Source organism: Inconstantimicrobium porci (assembly GCF_009696465.1).
Classification (GTDB): domain Bacteria; phylum Bacillota; class Clostridia; order Clostridiales; family Clostridiaceae; genus Inconstantimicrobium; species Inconstantimicrobium porci.
On the sequence record NZ_VULX01000029.1, the window covers coordinates 1 to 19,333 of the forward strand.

Annotated in this window: 18 protein-coding genes and 2 pseudogenes; 5 read left to right on the forward strand and 15 right to left on the reverse strand. The window is 30.3% G+C overall.

The annotated features are described in order from the left end of the window. Window positions 1-78 precede the first annotated feature (78 nt). Window positions 79-297, forward strand: a pseudogene (locus FYJ33_RS13590) (transposase); the annotation flags it as partial. Between the two features lie 223 nt (window positions 298-520). Here FYJ33_RS13590 and mgtE read toward each other — a convergent pair. Beyond that, complete coding sequence (gene mgtE, locus FYJ33_RS13595) at window positions 521-1,867, reverse strand: magnesium transporter (RefSeq protein WP_154532257.1); 1,347 nt, start codon at window positions 1,865-1,867, stop codon at window positions 521-523. Between the two features lie 376 nt (window positions 1,868-2,243). Here mgtE and FYJ33_RS13600 point away from each other — a divergent pair, with 376 nt between their 5' ends. Next, on the forward strand, window positions 2,244-2,663 hold the full coding sequence (locus FYJ33_RS13600; protein ID WP_154532258.1) for a bacteriohemerythrin: 420 nt from the start codon (window positions 2,244-2,246) through the stop codon (window positions 2,661-2,663). A 92-nt stretch (window positions 2,664-2,755) separates the two neighbouring features. Here the strand turns inward: FYJ33_RS13600 and FYJ33_RS13605 are convergent, their stop codons facing one another. The 5 genes from FYJ33_RS13605 to FYJ33_RS13625 form a co-directional block, all read right to left on the reverse strand. After that, on the reverse strand, window positions 2,756-4,312 hold the full coding sequence (locus FYJ33_RS13605; RefSeq protein ID WP_154532259.1) for a hypothetical protein: 1,557 nt from the start codon (window positions 4,310-4,312) through the stop codon (window positions 2,756-2,758). Between the two features lie 174 nt (window positions 4,313-4,486). After that, window positions 4,487-5,290 (reverse strand): energy-coupling factor ABC transporter ATP-binding protein, encoded by an 804-nt coding sequence (locus FYJ33_RS13610; RefSeq protein ID WP_154532260.1) that lies wholly within the window; start codon window positions 5,288-5,290, stop codon window positions 4,487-4,489. Beyond that, entirely contained in the window at window positions 5,283-6,128 is an 846-nt protein-coding gene (locus tag FYJ33_RS13615) for an energy-coupling factor ABC transporter ATP-binding protein (RefSeq protein WP_154532261.1), read from the reverse strand. Before FYJ33_RS13615 ends, FYJ33_RS13610 begins: the two co-directional genes overlap by 8 nt. Beyond that, window positions 6,125-6,892, reverse strand: coding sequence for an energy-coupling factor transporter transmembrane component T family protein (locus tag FYJ33_RS13620; protein ID WP_154532262.1), 768 nt, complete (start codon window positions 6,890-6,892; stop codon window positions 6,125-6,127). Before FYJ33_RS13620 ends, FYJ33_RS13615 begins: the two co-directional genes overlap by 4 nt. Window positions 6,893-6,920: 28 nt before the next feature. Further along, window positions 6,921-7,520: an ECF transporter S component gene (locus FYJ33_RS13625; RefSeq protein ID WP_154532263.1), complete on the reverse strand. Its 600-nt coding sequence runs from the start codon at window positions 7,518-7,520 to the stop codon at window positions 6,921-6,923. A 519-nt stretch (window positions 7,521-8,039) separates the two neighbouring features. Here FYJ33_RS13625 and FYJ33_RS13630 point away from each other — a divergent pair. After that, entirely contained in the window at window positions 8,040-8,636 is a 597-nt protein-coding gene (locus FYJ33_RS13630; protein ID WP_154532264.1) for an ECF transporter S component, read from the forward strand. 100 nt (window positions 8,637-8,736) lie between these two features. Here FYJ33_RS13630 and FYJ33_RS13635 read toward each other — a convergent pair whose 3' ends face one another. Both FYJ33_RS13635 and FYJ33_RS13640 read right to left on the reverse strand, forming a co-directional pair. After that, window positions 8,737-9,438, reverse strand: a complete 702-nt coding sequence (locus FYJ33_RS13635) for a tetratricopeptide repeat protein (protein WP_154532265.1) — start codon at window positions 9,436-9,438, stop codon at window positions 8,737-8,739. Window positions 9,439-9,524: 86 nt separating this feature from the next. Then, a complete protein-coding gene (locus FYJ33_RS13640; RefSeq protein WP_154532266.1) occupies window positions 9,525-10,454 on the reverse strand; it encodes a DMT family transporter in 930 nt (309 codons plus the stop codon). A gap of 87 nt (window positions 10,455-10,541) precedes the next feature. On the opposite strand from FYJ33_RS13640, the gene FYJ33_RS13645 reads away from it, so the two are divergent. Further along, window positions 10,542-10,766 (forward strand): hypothetical protein, encoded by a 225-nt coding sequence (locus FYJ33_RS13645; RefSeq protein WP_154532267.1) that lies wholly within the window; start codon window positions 10,542-10,544, stop codon window positions 10,764-10,766. A gap of 100 nt (window positions 10,767-10,866) precedes the next feature. On the opposite strand, the gene htpG is transcribed toward FYJ33_RS13645, so the two are convergent. Together htpG and FYJ33_RS13655 are read right to left on the reverse strand one after the other, a co-directional pair. After that, window positions 10,867-12,747, reverse strand: a complete 1,881-nt coding sequence (htpG, locus tag FYJ33_RS13650; protein ID WP_154532268.1) for a molecular chaperone HtpG — start codon at window positions 12,745-12,747, stop codon at window positions 10,867-10,869. Between the two features lie 171 nt (window positions 12,748-12,918). Next, the gene (locus tag FYJ33_RS13655) at window positions 12,919-13,941 is read right to left on the reverse strand and encodes an ABC transporter ATP-binding protein (protein WP_235900861.1); all 1,023 of its coding nucleotides are present in this window, start codon (window positions 13,939-13,941) and stop codon (window positions 12,919-12,921) included. On the opposite strand from FYJ33_RS13655, the pseudogene FYJ33_RS17155 reads away from it, so the two are divergent. After that, window positions 13,942-14,958 (forward strand): annotated as a pseudogene (locus FYJ33_RS17155) (transposase); the annotation flags it as partial. It abuts the gene before it with no gap. A gap of 250 nt (window positions 14,959-15,208) precedes the next feature. On the opposite strand, the gene FYJ33_RS13670 reads toward FYJ33_RS17155, so the two are convergent. From FYJ33_RS13670 to FYJ33_RS13685, 5 genes are all read right to left on the reverse strand, one after another. Continuing rightward, window positions 15,209-16,093 (reverse strand): aldose 1-epimerase family protein, encoded by an 885-nt coding sequence (locus FYJ33_RS13670; RefSeq protein WP_154532269.1) that lies wholly within the window; start codon window positions 16,091-16,093, stop codon window positions 15,209-15,211. A 225-nt stretch (window positions 16,094-16,318) separates the two neighbouring features. Beyond that, complete coding sequence (locus FYJ33_RS16725; protein ID WP_268891468.1) at window positions 16,319-16,447, reverse strand: hypothetical protein; 129 nt, start codon at window positions 16,445-16,447, stop codon at window positions 16,319-16,321. 30 nt (window positions 16,448-16,477) lie between these two features. Further along, window positions 16,478-17,440, reverse strand: a complete 963-nt coding sequence (locus FYJ33_RS13675; protein WP_328598709.1) for a P1 family peptidase — start codon at window positions 17,438-17,440, stop codon at window positions 16,478-16,480. A gap of 308 nt (window positions 17,441-17,748) precedes the next feature. Next, window positions 17,749-18,726 (reverse strand): D-isomer specific 2-hydroxyacid dehydrogenase family protein, encoded by a 978-nt coding sequence (locus FYJ33_RS13680; RefSeq protein WP_154532271.1) that lies wholly within the window; start codon window positions 18,724-18,726, stop codon window positions 17,749-17,751. Window positions 18,727-18,788: 62 nt separating this feature from the next. Next, window positions 18,789-19,319: an arginase family protein gene (locus FYJ33_RS13685; protein ID WP_206046702.1), complete on the reverse strand. Its 531-nt coding sequence runs from the start codon at window positions 19,317-19,319 to the stop codon at window positions 18,789-18,791. Window positions 19,320-19,333 lie beyond the last annotated feature (14 nt).

The following is a 19,333-nucleotide window of genomic DNA, read 5'->3' on the forward strand; positions in this document are numbered from 1 at the left end:
AAAGCTTCGTAGAAGCACCAAACATACAGTTGTGAAAAAGCATAAGAAGATACTTGGTAAAAGCATCTCAGAGCGTCCTACACACATCCTTATTCATCATTTGAAAAAGGCACAAATGAGCGTCATAATGGGCTAATACGTCGATTTATCCCCAAGGGAAAGCGTATATCTGATTATAGTGTTGATAACATAGGGTTTATTGAAGAATGGATGAACACTCTTCCACGTAAAATCTTAGACTACCGAACTCCAGAGGAGCTTTTTGAAAAGTACCTCGATGAAATCTATGCAGCTTAAAAGTTCAAGGGTTCAAATGGAAAAATAAAATTAGTTCAATTTGTTATTGCAATTTATCAACTTCATTAAAATTATTTAATGACTAAAAAGCATCTTATAAACAGGATATCTAAAAAGGTGATTTCCTTATATTCTCAAGCTTTTATAGACATTTTTCTTAAATCTAAAACAAAAAACTCCCACCAGGTTTTATTCATCACTAAAACCTAGTGGAAGCTTTTATTTAAATAAGGAATCTCATAAATACTGTTGCAAGTCCTAGGAAAAAGAAGAATCCACAGCAGTCTGTAAATGTTGTTACAAATATTGAAGAAGCAAGTGCTGGATCTGCCTTTAACTTCTTTAATATCAATGGAACAAGATAACCTGTAACTGTTGCTACAACCATGTTTAATATCATAGCAAGTGCCATTACAACTCCAAGCATTGCATTACCCTGCCATATAAAGCTCATTATTCCTATGATTAAGCCAATTACAACACCTGTAACTGTTCCTATTCCTACTTCCTTAAATAATACTCTTTTTTCATTTTCATAATTCAATTCGTCAAGTGCTAGTCCACGAACTATTACTGTCAGTGTCTGTGTTCCAGCATTACCACCCATGCCTGTAACTATCGGCATAAGAGTTGCAAGTGCTACAACCTTCTCTATTGTTCCCTGAAACACTCCTACAACTGCAGAAGCTAATATTGCAGTAAAAAGATTCACAACAAGCCATGGAAGTCTGCTTCTTACTGATTCCATAGTTGTGCCGCTGATTTTTTCGCCTTCATCAACACCACCAAGACGATGGATATCCTCAGTACTTTCATCTCTCAAAATCTGCATAACATCATCAACAGTTACTATACCTAAAAGTCTGCTGAAATTATCAACAACTGGCATAGTTAAAGAACCATATTTTTCGAACTTATGTCCAACTTCCTCCTGATCCATATTACTCGGTATTGGCATAACATTAGGATTAATTATGTCCATAATATGTGTATCAAAACTTTTTACTACTAAATCTTTCAATGCTACAACACCTATAAGCTTGTCAAACTTATCGACAACATATAAGTCATCGATATTCTCAATATCTTCACCAGTTTTCTGAAGATATTTAAGAGTCTGCTCTACTGTCATATCTCCTTTGATAGCTACAAATTCAGTCGCCATAATACCGGCTGCAGTATCTGGCTCATAACTTAGAAGTCTTCTGACATTTCTTGCATCGTCAGTAGTCATCTTCTGCAGAATTCTGTCTGCCTGATCCTTCTCAAGAATTCCAAGCAAATCTGTAACTTCATCCGAAGACATTTCTTGCAGGATATTTTTCTGCTTATTATCTGAAAAGCTCATAAGTATCTTATACTTATCTTCATCTTCTGCTTCATCAATTATTTCAGCAATAAAGTTTTCAGGAAGTCTGTTAAGTATGTCTAAACAATCATTCTTTTCATCCTCCTTTAAGATATCAAGTATATCTACTGGATGAGCATTTTCAAGGTACTCTAGAACCTTATCCTGTGGTGCATGTAATAAGAACACTTTTAATTCATTCCTAGTCATGTTTGTTTTCATAGTAGCCCTCCTTCAGATTAAAGGGCTGCCATCCTATTTATAAAAAAATATTAATGAAACCCTCTATCCTTAACATATTCAATTTTTAATTTTGCGTACTGCTTGGGATGCGAGTCCATTAATAACCACTCCTTTAATTAACTGTACTAATTATCCTTCATATTTGCCTCTTTAAGAATAGTTTCTTTTTTTATGTACGTCAATACCATTTTAGCAAATTAGTCTCTCATATATTATATTCAATTTTCGCACTTTTGACAAATAAAGTAATAATTTCTACTCAGTTTTTTTAATTTATTATATAGTCTTTATTGAAGTTTTTTTGGACTGTATAGTATAATTGAATTACTAAAAAATCATTCAGGAGGTGCTTTTTATGTTTTCTTGGGATCAAAGTTTTTGTACAGGCATAAATATAATCGATGAGCAGCATAAGTTACTATTTAAGCTGGGCAGAGAGTTTGAACTGCTCTTACAAATTCCTGATGGTGTAAGTAAAAAAGATGATGCTTTGAAACTACTTGTTGATTTAAGAGATTACGTTACTTTCCACTTTTATACAGAGGAAAGCTTAATGGAGCAAATAGATTACCCTGATATTGAACATCACAGGGAATACCATAAAATTTTCCAGAACCAGATAACTAATATAAGCTTCAAAAACATTAATAATGAAAATTATGATGAAATGCGCACTTTACTAAACAACATATACAGTTGGATTTTTGATCATATGTTAAAGGAAGACCTATACTTCAAGGAGTATGCCGAAAATCACCAATTAACTCATGATTAATATATTAGATTTAAGATCAAATGTTAAAAACATAAAGCAAGGACACCATAACTTCCTTGCTTTATGTTTTTACTCAATAACAATACATATATTTAATTGTTATTTAGCTCTACAAATATTTCCTCATAGTAAATTTTGTTTTTTACTACTTTCTTAATAGCTTTTATATCTTCGCCATCTATAATAGAAGTTTTATATAAAAACTCAGCATATCTACCGATAGACACTAATTCATTTTTTGTATCTGTTTTGCTCGATGCTGCTATCGGAATATAAAACTCCCTCATATAATTATCAACCAGTTTATCATCAATCTTTTGTAAATCATTTTTATTCTTGCATTTAACATAAAAATTCAGGAACATATAGACATTTGAAATATGTGACTCTACTGTACTCTGCTTAAGTATCTTATCTTTTAAGAGATACTCTGCAAATTTATTAAGATGACTGTTTATAAACTCCTCATTGCCAGTACCATTATTACTTTCTAAAATATCATACATCTTTTCATCAAGTTTCTTTTCTTTTTCAGCACTTTCCAATATAGTAGAAAATTCAGATGATTTTATATGCTTAAAGAATCGTTTATTCTGATGTGGTTTAAGTTGACTAATTATCTCCTCACCAAATGGTGTTAAGTCATGGAGATCATCACATTCAAAAATAATTCTTAATCTATCATTAGGATCCTCATCTTCTGCAAACTCATTAAATACCTGCTTCATGATAAATATATTGCTTTTATTAGGACTTATTAGTCCCAAATAATAGCCAAACACACTTGTAAAATACATATCTATAAAAACTCTATAATAAAGCTGTGCTCCAGTTTGAGCTGCCATTTTTATATTCTCATTTTCTTCACCTGGATATTGCTCTAGAATGGCATCAAGAATTTCATCCTCTAAACCATCAATATTTTCAATATAATTATCAAAATTAATATTGTTATCTATTAATGAAAGAATTCTTTTTCTATCAAAATCTTCAATAAATACTTCGCTGTCATTTAAATTGTTAAATGAGAAATTGATACTTGTATCTATTACCTTTAAAAGTTTTTCCTTATTGCTCAGTTTCATGAATTCATCATACTGGTCACCTATTTTAAAGCAGGTACATCCTATAGACTTCATCTGCACAAGAAATTTCATTGATGTTGCTATATACATAAGATATTCAAGATAATATGCACTTCTAAAATTAATCTTTTCTAAAAGTTTTTCTCCGTTATCTATTAAATATTTATTATTTTCACGTACTATTATTGTTGGATCAGCAAAATCCATAAGCTTATCTAAGTCATCAAGTACTGGATGTTTTTCTATTGAATAAAAGATATATGAAATACTACTTCTTAATTTTCCTCTATATTCTTCAATATTAACATGTGGGCTTACCGCATATTTCCCAGGTACTTTTTCTTGAGCAAGCTGATTAACAAGGAAATTAGGATTTAAATAAGTATCAGAACTAACTGCCGAGTAAAGCCACTTTCTAAATATAGAATCTTTAGAAAATAGTACGCTATCCTTCTGTTTTCTATTAAGGTCATTATATTTTTTAATAAAATCAATTATATATTCTGCTAACATCCTTTGTATATTCTTATCATTCTTTATTGCTTCTGTAACTTTCTCTATCATAGGACCTCCACATTGCCTTAATATATCAATAAATATATCTTAATACTTACATTTTCTTATTATACTACTTTTTAATAATATGCATCATTAATTAAATAAAATTATGAACATATATTATTTATCACCATATAAAAATAAGACAGAAAAATTTCTCTTCTGTCTTATTTCCATATACTAATTATTCTTATAAAACTCTACAAAATCATCAACTGTTAAGAATGTTTCATTATATCCAAGCTGTCTGCAAAGCTGTGTAACATGTGGCAATTCAAGATATGCTTTTTTTAATATCTCTTCATTTGAATACACATCTTTAGTATTTCCATCTAGAATAACTCTACCTTTATTAAATACTATAGTTCTTTCAAATACTTCAGCTACAAAATCCATATCATGAATTATTGTAAGTACAGTTTTTCCTTTATTTCTTAATTCCTTAATCAATCTTTTTATTTTTTCTTTACCTGCAAAATCCTGAGCTATTGTAGGCTCATCAAAAATTATTATATCTGTATCCATAGCAACTATTGATGCTATAGTTATTAATTTTCTTTCTGATAATCCTAAATCATACGGATTCTCATCTATTAAATTATCGAGACCAAGTATTTTTAGAGCTTCAACGGAATTCTTCCTTGCTGTTTCACTACTCATACCTATATTTAATGGTCCAAACATAACCTCATCAATTACTTTACTTTTGAATATCTGATCATTAGGATTTTGAAATACAAGCCCTATGTATTTTGCAAGTTCAGCCGCAGTAGAATCTTTTGTATCTTTACCACATACAATAATTTCACCACTATTTTGTTTTAAAAGACCTTTAAGTAATTTTACAAATGTTGTCTTTCCAGCTCCATTTTGCCCTATTATTGCAGTACTTCTATTATCAAACATTAAGTTAATATCACTTAATGTTTCTTCTTTATTTTCTTTATATTTGAAGCAAAGATTTTTTACAACTATTTTATCCATTGTTTTTCACCACCAAGTCATATGCATCTTCAAGTGTTACCGGATATAGTCCAGTTTCTTGATTTTTTATTCCAAGCTTTCTGCATATCTTCGTGAATGCAGGCAGTGCTGCTCCCCTTGATTCAATATCATCACGTGAAAAAATCTTTTCAGGAGTATCGAAATCAATAATTGAACCTTCGTCCATAAACATTACCCTGTCAGAATACTTTGCAATCTTTTCAATCTTATGTTCAACCATGATAACAGTCATTCCTTGTTTGCTTAGAGTTTGTACAGCCTTAAACACTTCCTCACTTCCCTGAGGATCAAGTTGTGATGTCGGTTCATCAAGAACAATGACTTCTGGCTTCATTGCTATAACACTTGCTATTGCCATACGCTGCATCTGCCCTCCTGAAAGCTCAAATGGATTTTTATCCTTATATTCATAAATATCAAGAAGCTTTAATGCATAATCAATTCTTTTCTTCATTGCATCTCTTGGAACACCATTATTCTCAAGACCAAAACCAACTTCTTCATATACTGTAAGCTTGGCCCCACTAACTTGAGTAAATGGATTTTGAAAAACGAGTCCAACTTTTGATGACATTTCAGATATCTTTGTAGTTCTTGTATCTAATCCATCTACAAGTATTTTTCCTCCACATGCACCTTTATAAAATTGTGGAACAAGTCCAATAAGTGCTTGACATAAAGTAGATTTACCTGCACCATTTTTCCCTATAACACCTATAAATTCACCTTTTTCAATTTCAAAAGAAATATCGTTTAATGCTAACTCTTTTGTAAGAGGATATCTATATTTAAAATTTTCCGCTACTATTTTCTTCATAATATAATCCTCCATACTATCGATACAATCATTAAAATCAATAACGTATATGTAAATATTTTATTATATTTAGGGTATTCAATTTCATTTAAGAATGTTTTTTTCTTATTTGAAGTAAAGCCTCTAATTTCAAGTGCCATAGTTCTCTCTCTTGTACTTATAAGTGAATCCATAACTACTGGAGATATCAATGGAAAAAAGGCTTTTATTCTAACTGAAAGCTTTCCTTCTGTTTCCATTCCTCTTGAGCGTTGTGCATCCATTATAGTTCCCATACTTGAACTCATCTGTGGAATTATTTGTAGAACTGAAGTTAATACATAACCAATTCTTGGAGACATACCTCTTTTAACAAGTTCTTCAACAAGATCAGAAGGCTTTGTTGTTAATATAAGTACAGAAAAACAACTTATTATGTTAATAATCCTTAAGCATAACTTTACAGCATAAATTAATCCTTCTTTATAAAATCCTAAAGATCCCACATAAAAAAGTACAGTTTTATTATCCTGCTTGAAAAAGCTCTGTATCAAAATGATTGTAATCATTACCAAAGCACTTATTCCGAAAATAGGCACAACCTTCTTTAATACTTTGCCAATGATAAGTAGAATAAAACTATATATAATTGAAACAACGACTGCGTATTCAACCGGTACAACACATGGAACTAAAATTGCAGTCACAATATACAATAATTTATTCATAGGACTTATCTTATGGGTAAATGTATCTTTTTCTTCGTACAAACTAATGCTGTTCATAAAAGCCTCCTGTTTTATCTTGTGTTATCTATATTTCTTCAATTTGATTATTATTTTGATATAACATAGTTAATTTCTTTGGAAGTCCCTTAAATATTACAAATGATATCACAACAACTACTATTTTATCAAAAACATCAACAACTAGTTCATCTGCGAATGATGCAATCCATAAAGGAGCTTTTTTAGCCATAAGTGATGCAAAAACAGCATCCCCCCATACATTACCAGTTTGTCCACCCCAAGCATAAATATTAAGTGGAGTTGAAATAACGATTGCCACTAATGCAATTATTAATGCAGAAATTAATGTTCTGCCAATAGTTTTAAACATTCCTTTATATGCTAATATACCAGTTGTAATACCTATTGCAACACTAGTTATTGCATATACAAATGACATAGGATCCTGTAAACCATATATTACATTATTTATTGCTCCGCAAAGGCCTCCAACTATCGGTCCTGCAAGCATGGCTGATAGTATTGTTCCAATTGAATCAAGCCATAAAGGCAACTTCAATGTCTGCGCAAATAGCTTACCAATGTAATTAATTCCAATTGCTACTGGTATTAATACTATACATGCAGTATTTAACTTCAATGACCACATACTTTTTTTATTCATTTTTAATCCCCCTAAATCATATGTAAATATGTAATTATGTTTATTAAGTTTATAAAAATACATTTTATATTATTGTTATTTTTTTAACAATATTCTATTTTAAAAATATATTGCATTTGTTCATTTGTATTACTTAATTAACATTTAATAGAATTATATCATATATATTTCCCTATTGCTATATTTTTTATAAAAGAAGAATAATTTTTTATTTAAAAATGAAATTTAAAAAATTTTCTTCCAAAAAAGTTTGTTAAATTTTAAACAATATTTTCAAGCTTTGTTTTTAAAAATTTTATATATTATTTTTTCTTAATATTAAACTATAAAAACTCAAGCTAAATATATTGTTATTAATTTAACAAAGTTTTGGTAAAAACTTGATTATTTATAATGATCAGGTGTGTCATAACGAGTATTTAAGAGTTATTTCTATTATTTTAGGCTTTTTAGGATTTGTATTTTATGTATTACATGTTAAAATTATGACAATGTTTATATTTTTTAGGGGGATATATAATGAATAAAAGTTTATTAAAAAACAAACTTAATACAGCTTCTTTAGTACTTATTCCAGTTGCTGTAGGTATTAATTATATTGGAAAAGCCTTTGCTCAATCTTTGAAGCTTCCACTTTGGCTTGGTTCAATTGGTACTGCAATATCTAGTATGTTAGCTGGACCAGTAATCGGTGCAATATGCGGAGCAATCAATAATCTCGTTTATGGTCTTACAGATGTAATGTCCATGCCTTATGCACTAACAAGTGTATTTATTGGTGCATCAATTGGTATCTTAGCACGTAAGAATAAGCTATCTTCAATTCCAAAAGTTATATTTGCTGGCCTTTTAGTTGCAGTAATAGCCGCTGTTGTATCTACACCTTTAAATATTATTTTTTGGGCAGGAACAACTGGCAACGTATGGGGAGATGGTGTCTTTACAGTAATGATGGCAAACCATATTCCTGAATGGATTTCATCATTTGTTGATGAATTTATAATAGATGTTCCTGATAAAATAATTACTATGCTTGTAGCTTATGAAATAGTAAAAAATCTTCCAGATAGCCTTACTCTACTTTACAAAAATAATGAACAAATAGAAGAACTATAAAATTTTATCTAATTAATATCTTTCAGTTCTTAAACGCTACTTAAATAAGTATTAAAAAAGAATCAGAGACTTGCTGATTCTTTTTCATTTTAATATTCTATTAAACTTCATATTCTTTAACTAATTTTTTAAACTCTTCATTATCATTAATAAAGAAGAATTTTTCATCATCTTTCAATGCATTAACTATTGTCTTTTTTAACTGTTTAATCATATTTGAAAAATGCTTTTTCTTTTTATCATCCATATGAAAATCTTTATATATATGCTTACATAGAACTGAATCATATGTTTTTCTCATCTTGGGTAATGACTGTATTACTTTTCTTATTGACTCTAATGTTCTCTCTTCATCCTTATGATCCGCATAAAATTCCGCTTCAGTCATGTAAGCCATATGATCTGGCATATCATAAAGATTTACAGTCTTAACTATAAGATTCTTATAATATTCTGCAGTTTTTTCATCACTATTCTCCAAGCTATATTTAAGAATGTTTGATAAATTAACAAACAACCACATAAGTGTTCTATTAATTTGTATTTCAATAAGTCTACAAGCTTCATCAACTTTTCCTTGATTAAAATCTAATTCAGCCTGATATTCATTTTTATGCTCATTAATTGAAGATAAAACATTTATTAGACTTTGTGCTTTTTCAAATTTATTTCTCTGTGTATACTTTGAGATAAGCATAGTCTTAGCACTATCACTTACTTCTATATCATTGCTATCAATTAGTTTCTCATACAACTTTTCAATTTCAACTTCATACTTTTCTTTATCTTCTACACCAAGCATAATCATTGCACCTTCTAATATAATAGCAACAGATATGATTTTTTGTTTTAAAAAACCTACTTATTCTCTGGCAGTCAATAATATATTTATTCACTTTCTTTTGTTCTATTAACAAGGTAAATTCCTGTACAAACTAATATAAGTGCTATTAATATTTTGAAATCAAATATATTTTCTTTAAGAAATATCCCACTTAGAAGTGTTCCGAAAACAGGCACTAAAAAGTTAAATACAGCAATTTTCCCAACCTTATTGAATTTAAAAAGCTGTGTCCATATTACAAAAGCTACACTTGATAACAATGCCATATAAATAAGCAATGTCGTAGATTTAAAATTAAATCCTACAAGCTTTCCTCCGAAAGCATATCCAAGCACAGTTAAAAGCACCCCTCCTATTAGTAACTGATAACCAGTTACTATAGAAGCATCCATCTTTTGAGTTATATGTTTACTATAGATTGAACCTACTGCAAATGCACATGTAGATACTAATATAAATCCTTCTCCCATAATATTAAATGCACCATTCAAAGCTCCAGCACCATTTAAATTTACAAGGACTACACCTGAAAACCCAATGATACATCCAATTACCTTATTGAAGCTTATCTTGTCATTATTATAAATGAAATGTGCCAGAATGATACTCATAAAAGTTCCTGTTCCATTAATTATGGAACCTCTTACACCTGTTGTATAAGAAAGTCCTACATAAAAAAATATATATTGTATTGTTGTATTCACAATTCCAAGCATAAACATCTGTTTATACTCTTGTAACTTAAAATCAAAAATATTTTTATTTAATATTATTTGATATATCAGAACTATAATCCCTGCAAGTGCAAATCTATAGCCAGCAAAAATAAATTTTGATGCTATATCATCTGCTTTAATATTAAAAAACTCATACCCCCATTTAACTGCTGGATATGCACTTCCCCAAAGCATACAGCAAATAACAGCGAGTATTATAATATTTCTTTTATTAGTATAAAACTTTTGTTTATCCATCTCTCATCCTCCTAATTAAATAATGTTTCTCTCTATTTAAAATTCACAAATATATTATAATTCATAGTTTTATTTTTTCCCATTCATTTGATAGAGAACTTATTTATCTGTGAGTATCCAGAAGAATATGCTGAATTTATATTATCAGTTTTCTCATTCTTATTAGATAAAGGTATTTTCAGCTGGTCAGATGAACAGATACATACAAAGATGAAAGCATTAGCAGATTATATTGAAAAGGGACTTTTAACACAGCCTGGAAGCTTCAGCTTTTTATATTCCTATACAAACAAAAGGAAGCAGCAAAATTAAATTGCTGCTTCCTCTTTTATTTAATTCTCTGAGCATAGGCTAATTGTATTCTTTTAAAGGAACATACCGCTCCTGCCTTGCTTTAAGAATTCATTAATTATTACTTCATTATCTTGCAGATATCATTTGTGAACTCTAGTGGATCTCCAACTGATAATCCTTCAATTAATAGAGCCTGATTGTATAGTAAGTTTGTATATAATCCAAACTTTTCTTTATCATTTTCATATGAATTCTTTAATGCGTTAAATACATCATGATTCATATTTACTTCAAGAACTCTTTCTGCTTTTACATTTGGATTATTAGGCATCGCATTTAATACCTTTTCCATTTCTATACTTAATTCTCCATCGTTAGCAAGGCATACTGGATAGTTCTTTAATCTCTTTGATGCTCTTACTGCTTTGACTTTGTCGCCAAGCACATTCTTCATTTCTTCAAATAATTTATCATTTTCTTTCTTATCTTCTTCTGATAAATCTTTATCTTCTTCTTTTTCTATTCCAAGGTCATTACTTGAAACTGACTTAAATTCTTTTTCTTTGTACTTCATAAGCATCTTGATAGCAAATTCATCGATATCTTCAGTGAAATAAAGAATTTCATATCCCTTATCAAGAAGCATTTCTGTCTGAGGAAGCTTCTTAAGTCTATCAAGAGATTCACCAGCAGCATAGTAAATATATTTCTGGTCTTCCTTCATTCTTTCAAGATATTCAGCTAAAGTAACAAGCTTATCTTCCTTTGATGAATAGAACATTAATAAATCTTCAAGCACATCTCTGTTTGAACCATACTCGCTGTATATTCCGTACTTTAAATTTCTGCCAAATGCTTTGTAGAACTTTTCATACTTGTCTCTGTCATTCTTAAGCATTCTTTCAAGTTCGCTCTTGATCTTGCTCTTTATGTTCTTAGCAATAAGTTTAAGCTGTCTGTCATGCTGAAGAATTTCTCTTGAAATGTTAAGAGATAGATCCTGAGAATCAACAATACCTTTGACAAAGCTGAAGTAATCAGGAAGAAGCTCTTCACACTTATTCATGATCATTACACCATTAGAGTATAATTCAAGACCTTTCTTGTATTCCTTAGTATAGAAATCATATGGTGTCTGTTCTGGGATGTATAATATTGCATTATAGCTTACCATACCATCAACACTTATATGAACATGACTTAATGGCTTATCAAATCCATAATGCTTATCAGCATAGAAGTTATCGTAATCTTCATCTTTTAATTCATTCTTATTCTTTCTCCAGATTGGAACCATACTGTTTATAGTCTTAAGTTCTTTGTAGTCTTCATATTCATCCTTACTACCTTCCTTAAGTTTTCTTTCAGTACACTCCATCTTAATTGGATATCTGATGAAATCAGAATATTTCTTAATTATTTCTTTTAATCTGTATTCGCCAAGATATTCATCATAATTTTCTTCTTCTGTATTATCCTTAACAGTAAGAATTATTTCTGTTCCAACTGAATCTTTTTCAGTTTCCTCAATAGTATATCCTTCAGCTCCACAAGATTCCCACTTATATGCCTTGTCACTACCTAAAGCCTTACTGATAACAGTAACCTTTTTAGCTACTAAGAATGCAGAATAGAATCCAACACCAAATTGTCCGATGATATCATGATTATCCTGAGACTCGTTGTCTTTCTTAAATTGAAGCGAACCACTCTTAGCAATAACACCAAGGTTTTCTTCAAGTTCATCCTTATTCATACCGATACCAGTATCAGTAATCTTGATGATTCTCTTATCCTTATCAAAATCAACTCTTATATAGTAATTATCCTTATCAAATGTTAAAGAATCATCTGTAAGTGACTTATAATATATCTTATCAATAGCATCACTTGCATTAGAGATAAGTTCTCTTAAGAATATTTCTCTATGAGTATAAATTGAATTAATCATTAAATCTAAAAGTCTTTTAGACTCTGCTTTAAACTGTTTAGTTTCCATATATAACTTCTCCTTTCAATAAATACAAAATAACTTACCGCTTTTAACATACATTACTTTCTAAAAGCAGTTTTTTGTTAGCACTCTTTTGAAGTGAGTGCCAACCATAACTTTTATATACCACAATTTAAATTTTTTGTCAACAAGACAGCATGATTTAGAAATAATCTTCTATTGTACTGTCATAACAAGACTACTGTAATAGCCTTGTCTTTTCATAAGCTCTTTGTGGCTTCCCTGTTCAATTATTCCTCCATCTTTTAAGACGATGATTTTGTCTGCATCCTTTATTGTTGAAAGCCTGTGGGCAATTACTATTGTTGTTACGTTATCTGTTATGCTCTTTATAGCCTTCTGAATAAGTATTTCAGTTTCAGTAGCTGTTGCTTCATCAAGCACAAATATTGATGGATCATGCGCTATGGCTCGTGCAAAAGAAATAAGCTGTTTCTGCCCTGCTGAAAATGTATTGCCACCCTCTACAACTTTTTCATATATTCCATCTTTAAAATTACTAATTATATTCTTAACCTGAGAGATCTCAATAGAATTATTTAGTGTCTCTTCATCAATCTCATCATTAAGAACTATATTATCTCTGACTGTACCTGAAAATAAGAAAACATCCTGCAGTACTACTGAAACATTTGTTCTCAAATCTCTTCTGCATATATCATCAATATTAACTCCATCGATCAGTATCTCTCCTCTCTGAACCTTGTAAAAACCACTGATAAGACTTATGATGGTACTTTTACCTGCACCTGTTTCTCCTACAAATGCGCACATATCACCATCATTGATTTTGAAAGAAATATCTTTAAGTATCCATTCTTCTCCCTTATATGCAAACCATACATGCTTAAACTCCACACTGCCGTGAAATCTTTCAATATGTCTTCCAGCATCAAGATCTTCGACATTTTCCTTCTGATCAACTATTTCAAAAATCCTATCTGCAGAAACGAGTGCTGACTGAATTGTTCCGTAATCTTCTGAAAGGTCACCTATCGGTTCAAAGAACTGCTTTATATAAGTTGTAAAAGCATAGAGTACCCCAATACTCAATTCACCATTATGTATCTTACCCATACCGTACCATATTAAAAGTGCTATAGACACTGACATGAATCCGTTAATCTTTCCAACTATCCTCTTCATCTTCATGAAATTATTTTTTATCTTAGTTTTCAAGGTAGAAATCCAGCAATTGCCCCTGAATCTTTATTTAGAATATTAGTATATGGATATATGGAAGGAATATATTCAAGCAGAGGACTATAAAAATCATGTAATCGTGATATTAACTTTCGTTGGCTTCTGCAGGGGCAGAAGGCTCCGGATCATAATACCATTGCTAGATTTAGAAGTTCAAGATTATCAGACTGTATCGAAGATTTGTTTAATCAATTAGTAAATAAATTAGCTCAATTGAATGAGATAAAATTTGAAAATGTTTTTGTAGATGGTACAAAAATTGAAGCTAATGCTAACCGATACACTTTTGTATGGGAAAAAGCTATTAAAAAATTTGAGGCAAAACTTCAAGAAAAAACAAGAACTACTCTTGAATCAATGAAATCAGATTTTAATTTTGATATTGTTATTCCTGAAGATAAAATCATGGTTTCATACGTTAAAAATTTTTTATTTGATTATATTAAGCCAATTATAAAAAGAGATAATATAACATTTGTATGTGGCAAAGGAAGAAGAAAAAGTAAGCTTCAAAAATATACTGAAGCTTTAGGTGAATTTATAAGAAAACAGACATTATATGATGATTATAATGATATCTTCGATGGTCGAAATAGTTTTTCCAAAACTGATCACGATGCAACTTTCATGCATATGAAAGAAGATCATATGAAGAATGGACAATTAAAGCCTGGTTATAATGTGACTATAAGAGTAGAAGCTGAATATATTACAGGTGTTAATATAACTAGTGAAAGATCAGATCAGCTTACATTTGAGAATATAAAAACTGATTTAGGAATTCTGTATAGAATCAATAGATCAATACAAGTTGAAGGTGCTTTTGGAATAATAAAACAAGATGCAAATTTTAGACGCTTTCTAATGAGAGGTAAAAAGAATGTTTTTATTGAAATTTTGTTGATGGCTTTTGGATTTGACATTAATAAACTTCACAACAAAACTATGCAGAACAGAAACGGACAGCTGCTTCATAAGCAGCAAGTATCGTAATTTATGTAATAAAACAAAATTATGGAAAAGGCCGTAAGACCTTTTATTTGTTGTGTTTAAAAATATATTTTTACCCACAAATTACATAAAAATTAATGCATAGAATAAAAATATTCAAAAAAATAAGCCATACTCAGAATGATTTTTCAATCATTCTGAGACGGCCCCTTTAAAAAAATCAATTATTATCTTTTTCCCCATAATAGACCCCAAAATATTAATGATCAATTGATGATTGATGATTGATTTATTAGTATATTGTTATAGTGTATGACTTATTAAACCTTTCATTTTCTTTTACTTTATTTATGTTCTTCTTTTCACTCAAGTCTTTATTGAAGCCTGTATCGTCGCATCTTCCCATCCATGGTTCTAAGCATACAAATGGTGATTGATGGTTTGACCATATTCCAAAGCTAGGGAATCCTTCGCATATCATTTCAACATACTTACCGCCATCTTTCATAAGTATTGCTGCTTTTTCAATCTGTGTGTCATCAAATACTAATGCATCTTTATCAAACATGTCATCTTCTATAGTGTACTTATGATCTTGAAGCTTTATTTCAAACTTCTCTGCAGTTTCTGCAGTGCCATACTGAGGATTTAACAGCATATACTCAAGTTTATCTTTTCCTTCAAATAGTAATTTATAGTCAGATCTTACTGTGCCCTGTTCTGCTGGAACGTTGAATGCCGGATGTGCTCCTATTGTAAAGAACATGTCTTTATTGCCATCGTTGATTACATCCCATGTTACTTTTACTGTCTTATTATTTAAAGTATGAGTTACTCTAAGTGTAAAATCAAAAGGATATACTTTCTTAGTTTCTTCATTTGATTTTAATTCATGAATAATTTCGTTTCCTTCTGCTTTTACACATACGAAATCAGTATCTCTGGCAAAACCATGCTGCTTAGTTTCATAAGTCCTTCCTTCAAATGTATATTTATTTTCAAACTGTTTTCCTACATTAGGGAAAAGTATTGGTGCATGTCTCTTCCAGTATTCAGGATCTGCCTGCCATATTACTTCTCTGTTATTCTTCTTATCAAATATGCTGCAAAGCTCAGCTCCGTGGTCTGATACTTTTACAGATAAGTGTTCATTTTCAATTTTTCTAATTATATCCATAGAAATATCTCCTCTTGCAAAAATAGTGTTGATACTAAATATATTAACACTATTTACTATTTTTTTCATTCATCTAATAAATTTAACCTTTTATTCATTAATTTATAATCTTGTTCGCAAAGCCTTACATTAAGTTCTTTTTTCTATTTCAATGCAATTAAAAATGGAGCAAAATAATCAATATTAACATCCAACTATTTCACTCCATTTTTAGATAATCCCTGATTATTTTTTATTGATGTTTTTGTAAATATAAAAATCTATTTTATATTTTCTCATCGACTCTAAGAACATTTCTTCAGGCATTCTAAAATTTAATATTTCTCCAAAATGAACATGTGTATCAATAATCAAAATCCCATCCCCTTAAACAATCTAATTAATTCATAAAAAATTCTTGGCTGCTTTTAAACCATACATAGGTTCAGCATCCATCACTGCTCTCTTTATTGCTTCTGCCATAACAGTTGCTGCTAAAGTTCCAGTCACATTGACATCGCCTTTCACATCTCCAACAGACATAGCATAAACACTATCTCCATCAGCAGATGTATGTACTGGACGAATTGACCTTACAAGCCCGTTCTGCGCCATAGCAGCTATTTTGTTCATTTCTGTCTTTGTAAATTTCCCATTAGTTATTATAGTACCTATTGTTGTATTACCAGTGAATAAGTTATCCATTCCTGAATATGATTTATAAAATTCTTCTTCTGTATCTAAAAATCCATCTTTAGTGTTGTTAAGAAGTCCAGCAATCTTTTTATTATTCTCGTAATCATATATATCTCCAAGTGCATTTACTACAACAACTGCACCTACTTTTAAATCACCAATCTGAACTGCATAGCTGCCTATTCCAGATTTCATCATATATTCACCGCCATGGAACTTACCAACTGTTGCTCCAGTACCTGCTCCATAATTCCCATTTTTAAAGTTACTATTTTCTGAGTTAAGACATGCTTTATATCCCATCTCTTTATTAGGCCTTACTTTGTGATTAACAAGATTCAAATCAAAAATACATGATGCACATACAATTGGAACAACTATCTCACCAACAGGAAAACCTACATTTTTATTTTCAAGATACTCCATAATACCTGCAGCCGCATCAAGTCCAAATGCACTTCCACCACTTAATAAAAGAGCATGAATACCATTATTAGCTGCAACAGGATTAAGCAGTTCAGTCTCACGTGATGCAGGACCTCCCCCTCTAACATCAACACCAGTAGGTGCACCCTTCTCACAAATTATAACTGTGCATCCTGTTGCATTTTCATAATCTTCAGCATTACCTATCTTTATATTTTCTATATCAGTAATATTTATCTCTCTTATTTTCATATATACTTCTCCTATCATTAATAATTCTTTACTCTCTTGATAAATTAGAATTTGTAGAAAATTAGAGATATGAGAGTAGAACTAAGAGAACAGGATGAAATTTATTCGCTTGCTTATAAATCTCTTAATTTTTATGGAGGTTTTACCTACATACCTCTTTATCAATAAGCTATAAAGAGTTTTTAAGAGGAATTTGTCCTCTTATTTTGAAACTCCTCCAGGGAGTTTCATCCTTTTCTCTACTCTCTTCGTTCTTATCTCTTATCTTAGCTTACAACGTTCACTTTTATCAGAATTATATATTAAAGTTTACCCTTTCTCTCCAATTCCTTGAATTTTAATATTCCTTCTATTGCGCAATCTACCATACCTTTTATCCCTAAGTCTGTATAAAACGCCATATGAGGCGTCATAACTACATTAGGAAACTGTCTTAAATATGCCATATCTCTATTTTTTATAATATCTGTTTTTCTGTTTATATGATAAATAAATTCTTCATTTTCAAAAACATCAAGTCCAACAGCACCTATTTTCTCACTTTCAACATTCTTAATAATAGCCTGCATATCCATCAATTCGGCTCTTGCTGAATTGATTAAAATAACTCCGTCTTTCATTTTAGAAATTGCATCATCATTTATAATATTTCTTGTACTTACCAGCAAAGGCATATGTATAGATATCATATCGCATCTTTTATATAACGTATCAATATCCACATATTTTGCAAACTTTTCAACTTCTTTATCATGATAAATATCATATGCTAGAATTTCACACCCAAAACCTGATAACTCCTTTATGACCATTGCACCTATTCTTCCAGTACCCATAATTCCAACTGTTAAATTTCTCATTTCTTTACCCATAAGTCCTGAAAGAGAATAATCATTAACATTCTGTCTCCACAAAACAGGTTTATACTTTCTAATAGTAAGCAACATAAGCATTACAGTAAAATCTGCTACACCATTAGGCTCATACCTTGAATTGCACACTTTAATTCCTATTCTTTCAGCATATTCAAGATCAATATGATCACATCCAATAGTTCTTGTAGCTATATATTTTATGTTTTTATTCTTTAAGAGATCAAGCATCTCTTTTTTCATTATGCTTCTCCCAAGTATAGATATTGCATCATATCCATCAACTTCTTTAATATTTTCTGCTGTTAATACATCAGGGATTGTTTTTATGGTAAGTCCATATTTATTCTTCATTAATTCAAATTCATTAAGTTCATCATTTCTTACTTCAAAAGCTACTATTTTCATAATAATTATCCCCCTATAATTTATATTTTATTGCATATTCTATTTCATTTTCTTTTATATTTTTAGTTTACAATACTCTCTTCTTCTACCATTTCAATAATTTCTTTATTTGCTTCACTATTTATTATGCTGTCACTGTAAAAGTTCTCTACTATTTCATCACGAGATGAAGATTCACCACATACATCTACAGATATAACCTCTCCGTTATCAACGAGAAAGTCAAATATCTCTCTTAATTCTTCAAGCGTTAAAATCCCCTGCTGCCAGTTAGTTTTAGCTTCATCTTTACCTATAACGTCCTTATCGATTGATATATATATAGGCTTATCTATTTTATCTTTTAAAAAGCTTGTCCATAGTATATTATGCTTAATGTCTTCCTCGCTATAACAAAATACTCTGTTTCTATACTTTTCATCTATATTATCGATAAGTTTTTTCTCAACACCTATAATAATCACTTTTTTGAGCATCTTATTTTCATCAAGTGCACGTTTGACCCAGCAGCCACATGACATAAGATTCCCAAACAATGAATTCATCATATCTGTATGGTGGTCAAACAGGACAAGCGTAAATGGTTTGTACACCTTTTGCATTAAGA